General features: G+C 66.7%; 2 protein-coding genes and 2 pseudogenes. 1 reads left to right on the forward strand and 3 read right to left on the reverse strand.

Features of this window, described 5'->3' with window-relative positions; genetic code table 11:
* A pseudogene (locus AC1DOC_RS26735) lies at positions 1-349 on the reverse strand (hypothetical protein); the annotation flags it as partial.
* Between the two features lie 497 nt (positions 350-846).
* Here AC1DOC_RS26735 and AC1DOC_RS26740 point away from each other — a divergent pair.
* Positions 847-3,413: pseudogene (locus AC1DOC_RS26740) on the forward strand (hypothetical protein).
* A gap of 108 nt (positions 3,414-3,521) precedes the next feature.
* On the opposite strand, the gene AC1DOC_RS26745 reads toward AC1DOC_RS26740, so the two are convergent.
* Both AC1DOC_RS26745 and AC1DOC_RS26750 read right to left on the reverse strand, forming a co-directional pair.
* Positions 3,522-3,896, reverse strand: coding sequence for a hypothetical protein (locus tag AC1DOC_RS26745; protein ID WP_478079844.1), 375 nt, complete (start codon positions 3,894-3,896; stop codon positions 3,522-3,524).
* 159 nt (positions 3,897-4,055) lie between these two features.
* Positions 4,056-4,775 carry a FadR/GntR family transcriptional regulator gene (locus AC1DOC_RS26750; RefSeq protein WP_018904163.1) on the reverse strand — a complete coding sequence of 240 codons (720 nt, stop codon included), beginning with the start codon at positions 4,773-4,775 and terminating at the stop codon, positions 4,056-4,058.
* Positions 4,776-4,954: the final 179 nt, after the last annotated feature.

Here is a 4,954-nt window from a genome sequence, read left to right on the forward strand (position 1 = left end):
GGACTGGCCACATGAAATTCTTGATCGGGTATGCGCCGGCAACGACATCCAGGTCCAATCGAAGCAGGCGCATGACATCGCTGGGGTCGAAGCTGATGTCTGCGTCAATCCAGATGACGTGTGTCAGAGTCGGATCCAACAAGAAATCCACAAGCATTTCGTTGCGAGCCCGGGTGACCAAGCTCGATCCGACCTCGACGCGAATGCTGAACAGCGTTTCCGCACGCCATGCCGCATTCGTCAGGGCCACCAGGCTCTTGGTGAATCCTATCGACACATTGCCGCCATATGCGGGTGTCAGGACGACCGGTCGCATGGCCTTCAAAGCAGATTCATCCAGCATCGCCATTGCTCCCTCGAGAAAAAAGGAGGGATGTTAGCAACGCACCCGCTGCTCGCGCATGCAGTCAAAAGTTCGCGCGATTCGAGCGCCGGGCAATTGCGTCAAAGAAGACTCGCAACATCCAGCCGTTGTTTCGCTTGCCCAGATCGGAAAACGACCTGAGGTCCAGAGATCGGCGGAATCCAGAAGCACGTTTACCCCCCGGCTGCTTCGCGGATCGTCTCCGCGGGAAGCTCTTCGTTCACTGGCAATTTGCCTCCCGTCAAAAGCTCGGCCGAATCCATGTCGTGTTACGCGGTACGCGCTCCCCCGCGTAACGTAGCAACAGCCAAAAGCTTGGGTGCCTGTGACGAACGGCGCTGCTTCCGCCGCACGCGTGAATGGAGAAAAATCCTTTCAAATCAACGGCTTGCAATAAATCGCACGAGGCTTCCCCGGAGTGGTAGGGCAGTGGCACGCATGTTGCCACTTGTGACCATCCAACCAACGAGGAGGCCTCTCACATGACCGCGTCGCAGACATCGATTCCATCCACTTCCGGAGCCGTCAACAACGACGTTGCACCGGTGGTCATCGCCCAAGCCACGGTGACCCCCATCGCTCCGATGGGATCGTCTCCAGTGCCGCCGGTCGCCGCCCCCGGGCCGTCCAGCATCGGATCGCTTTCCAATGCCACACCCGGCACCGCGCTGATTCGCGACGGCGTCCGGATTCCCGTGGACGGCAGCCACGCCCTTCTCACCGGCGACCGCGTGCTGGTACCCGAAGGTGGCCAGGCCAACGTGTTGTTTCCCGGCTCGCCTTCCAACAAGGCGCCGTTGGCCGGCGTCTTTACCGGCGGCACCGACGCAACRCTCGGATCGACCAAGCTGCCGGGCGGCCTCGAGCAGGTGAACGTCGACGTCGCCACGGGCGACCTCAAGATCACGCCGCCCGACAACGATGCCGATGCGGCGGCAGTTGCCGTCACCAAGGCGCACACAGGTGCAGCCGGCATCGGCCTGGGCGAGTTCGCCCTCGGCGCGCTCGGAGTAGTCGCGCTCGGCGCGGCCTTGGGCGGCGGTGGCGGCAGCGACGGCGGAACGGTTCCGTTCTTCCTTGGCAGCGGCACTGGCGGCGGTACGGGGGGCGGCCTCGACGATGGTGACAGCGACAGCGACAGTGATGCKGATGCYGATGCYGATGCYGATGCSGACGCSGATGCSGATGCGGATGCGGATGCGGATGCGGACGCCGATGCGGATGCCGATGCGGATGCGGACGCCGATGCCGATGCCGATGCCGACGCGGATGCGGATGCGGATGCGGATGCCGATGCCGATGCCGATGCCGATGCCGATGCGGACGCTGACGCTGACGCTGACGCTGACGCTGACGCTGACGCTGACGCTGACGCTGACGCTGATGCTGACGCTGACGCTGACGCGGATGCGGATGCCGATGCCGATGCCGATGCAGACGCAGACGGCGCTCACCTCCTCGATCCGGGCGATGACCTCACCGGCGGCTTGATCGGTTCGACCGACGACAACCTGGGCCTGGGTGGTTCACTCACACCAGTGCCGGGCGTCATCGATGGCGCGACCGACCTGGTCGATGACATCGTGTCTCCGATCCTGGGCGAGGAGTTCACGCGGGACGATCCGAACCAGTTCGATCCGGTGGACGATTTCACCGAGACCGTGGTCGACAGCGTGGACGGCGTGGCAGCGCCCATCATCGATCCCCTGCTGGGCGAAGGCGCCACCGATGCGCTGGTCGGCCAGGTCGACCACGTCACCGATGCGCTTCAGAACGGCCTGGACAACCTCGTGGGCGAAACCGGCATCCTGAGCGGCGCGACCACGGCCCTCGGCCTCGATGGCGTCGTGGAAGACCTCGTGGGCGACGGCGGCGTCGTCGAGAACGTGGTCGAAGGCGTGCTGGGCGAGAACAGCCTGCTGAGCGGCCTGGTCCAGGAAGAAGGCCTGGTAGGGGGCCTGCTCGCCGAAGACGGCCTGGTCAGCAACCTGCTGGGTGAAGACAGCGCCGTCGGCGGCCTGCTGGGCAACGTGCTGAGCGACGAAGGCCTCGTCGGCGGCCTCCTGGGTGAAGACGGCGCGCTGGGCGGCCTGCTCGGCGGACCGCTGGGCCAAGAGGGTCTGCTGGGAGGCCTGCTCGGCGGCGACGGCGCACTCGGCGGCCTGCTGGGCGGCGACAGCCTGGTCGGAGGCCTGTTGGGCGGAGACGGTACGCTGGCCGGCGTGCTGGGCAGCGAAGGCCTGACCGGCAGCCTGCTCGGCCAGGACGGCGTGGTGGACAACCTGCTCGGCGTGGACGGCGTCGCCGGCGGCCTGATCGGAGACAGCCCGCTCGGTGGCCTGCTGGGCGGCGAGGACGGCCTGCTCGGCGGCCTGACCGACGGCTTGCTGGGCGACGATGGCTTGCTGGGCGGCCTGCTGGGCGAAGACGGCGTGGTCGGCGGCTTGCTGTCCGGGGACGGCGTGCTGGGCAACGTGCTCGGTGGCGATCTCCTGGGTGGCGACTTGCTCGGCGGTGATCTGCTGGGTGGCGTGCTGGGTGAGGACGGCCTCGTTGGCAACCTGCTCGGTGGCGATCTCCTGGGTGGTGATCTTCTCGGCGGTGATCTGCTGGGTGGCGTGCTCGGTGAGGACGGCCTTGTTGGCAACCTGCTTGGCGGCGATCTCTTGGGGTGCTCGGCGGCGACCTTCTGGGCGGTGATCTGCTCGGCGGCGATCTGCTCGATGGCGTCCTCGGCGAAGACGGCCTGGTCGGCAATGTGCTCGGTGGCGACCTCCTGAGTGGCGACGTGCTCGGCGGCGACTTGCTCAACGGTGTGCTGGGCGAAGACGGCCTGGTCGGCAACGTGCTCGGCGGCGATCTCCCGGGCGGTGATCTGCTCGGCGGCGACCTGCTSGACGGYGTGCTAGGTGAARACGGCCTCGTCGGCAACCTGCTCGGCGGTGACCTCCTGGGTGGGACCACCACGCCGATCACCAGCCAGGTCGATCAAGGGCTTGGCGGCGGCGGAACGCCGGTGGCCGGCATCCTGGACAGCGTGCTGGGCTGATCGATGGTCCGGCCACCGTCCTTCGTCGAGAGGGACGGTGGTGGATGCTTCTGAAAAGAAGGGATGGGCCTTAGCGGCCCGCCCCCGACAAGCCCGCGCAGTTCCGGCTCAGCGCAATGCTGCGGCCGGATCGGCGCGGCGCACTTCCATCACGCCATGCACAGTGGCCTGCTGGTAGACCGATGGCACGCGCGTGGCCAGGTGCAGCAGGATGCGCGGCGCGTGGCTCTTGACAGACCATCGGAGCAGAATGCCGGCCGCCACCAGCGGCCCGCCTGCCCATGGAAGGCCGGCCAGCGCCAGGGCGATCCCCGGACCGATGAGGGCAATCGCCAGCGGCATGGCGTAGGTCCTGTGAGACACGAACGCCGCTGCCAGCGCGGGATTGACGATCACGCGAAAACGCCCTTGCGGCAGGCCTTGGCGGAATTCCTCGAAAGGAACGTATTCGGCGGTGTCCTGCATGTCGCTCTGGCTGTTCATGCGCTGCATTCTGACGCGGTGTTCAGCCGCGCCCCGCCTGCTTCAGGGAGGCCGCCGCCAACGCGCAGGCCATCTGGCCGGAATGCACCTCGACCGATGAGGACGCCTCCACTGTGCTGCTGGCGCACCAGTCGGCCATGATGCGGCGCTGCGGGGCTGTCAGCCCGCCGCAGGCAGCGCCGATTCCTCCGTCCACCGCGCATGCGAGGCGCTCAGGTGATGCAGCATGGCTGCCACCGCGGCCTGCGGGTCCCGCGCTTCGAGCGCGCGGTAGATCGCCTCGTGCTCGGCAAAGGCCGCCTTCCACGCATGCGAATTCTCGGCGCGCTCGCTCATGCGCGAGGAGATCGGGCTGTGCCGGCCATCGAACAGTTCCCCCACCAGCCGCACAAGCACCGAGTTGCCCGTCATCTCGGCGATGGCGATGTGGAAGCGCCGGTCGTTCTCGATCTGCGCGCGGCCGTTCAGGCCGTCCTCGCGCATGCTTTCCAGCGAGGCCTTCACGCGCTCCAGGTGCTGCGGGTTCACGCGGGCGGAGGCCAGCGTGACGACCGAGCCTTCGAGCATCGCGCGCGCCTGGATCATTTCGGACGGGCTCTCGCCCACCGCCGGCGTGGCGCGCTCCGGCGTGTCGGGCGACGCGCAGACATACACGCCCGACCCCATCCGTATCTCGATGCGGCCGTCGATCTCCAGGGCAATCAGCGCTTCGCGCAGCGAAGGCCGCGACACACCCAGCTGCAGGGCCAACTCCCGCTCCGGTGGCAGGCGCGCGCCGACGGGCAGGTTGCCGTCGCGGATGACAGCCCGGATCTGGTCTGCAACCTGCTGGTAGAGCCGGCGGGTGTCGGCGGGTTTGGTGGTGGCGGGGGGAAGCATGAGAAGGGCAGGCCGTCGATCTGGTCATGCCAGTTTGCCACCCTCGATGTAGTGATTGCTACTAATGAGCGGTATTTCACGGGAAAACCCGCAAAGGGTTTGTTCCGGTGGGGCCATTTTTGGCGCTATGGCAAAGTGGCCTCGCCAAATTGGTAAGGCCAAAAGAGACGGAGCATGAG

Source organism: Variovorax sp. 01T439_2 (assembly GCF_056398445.1).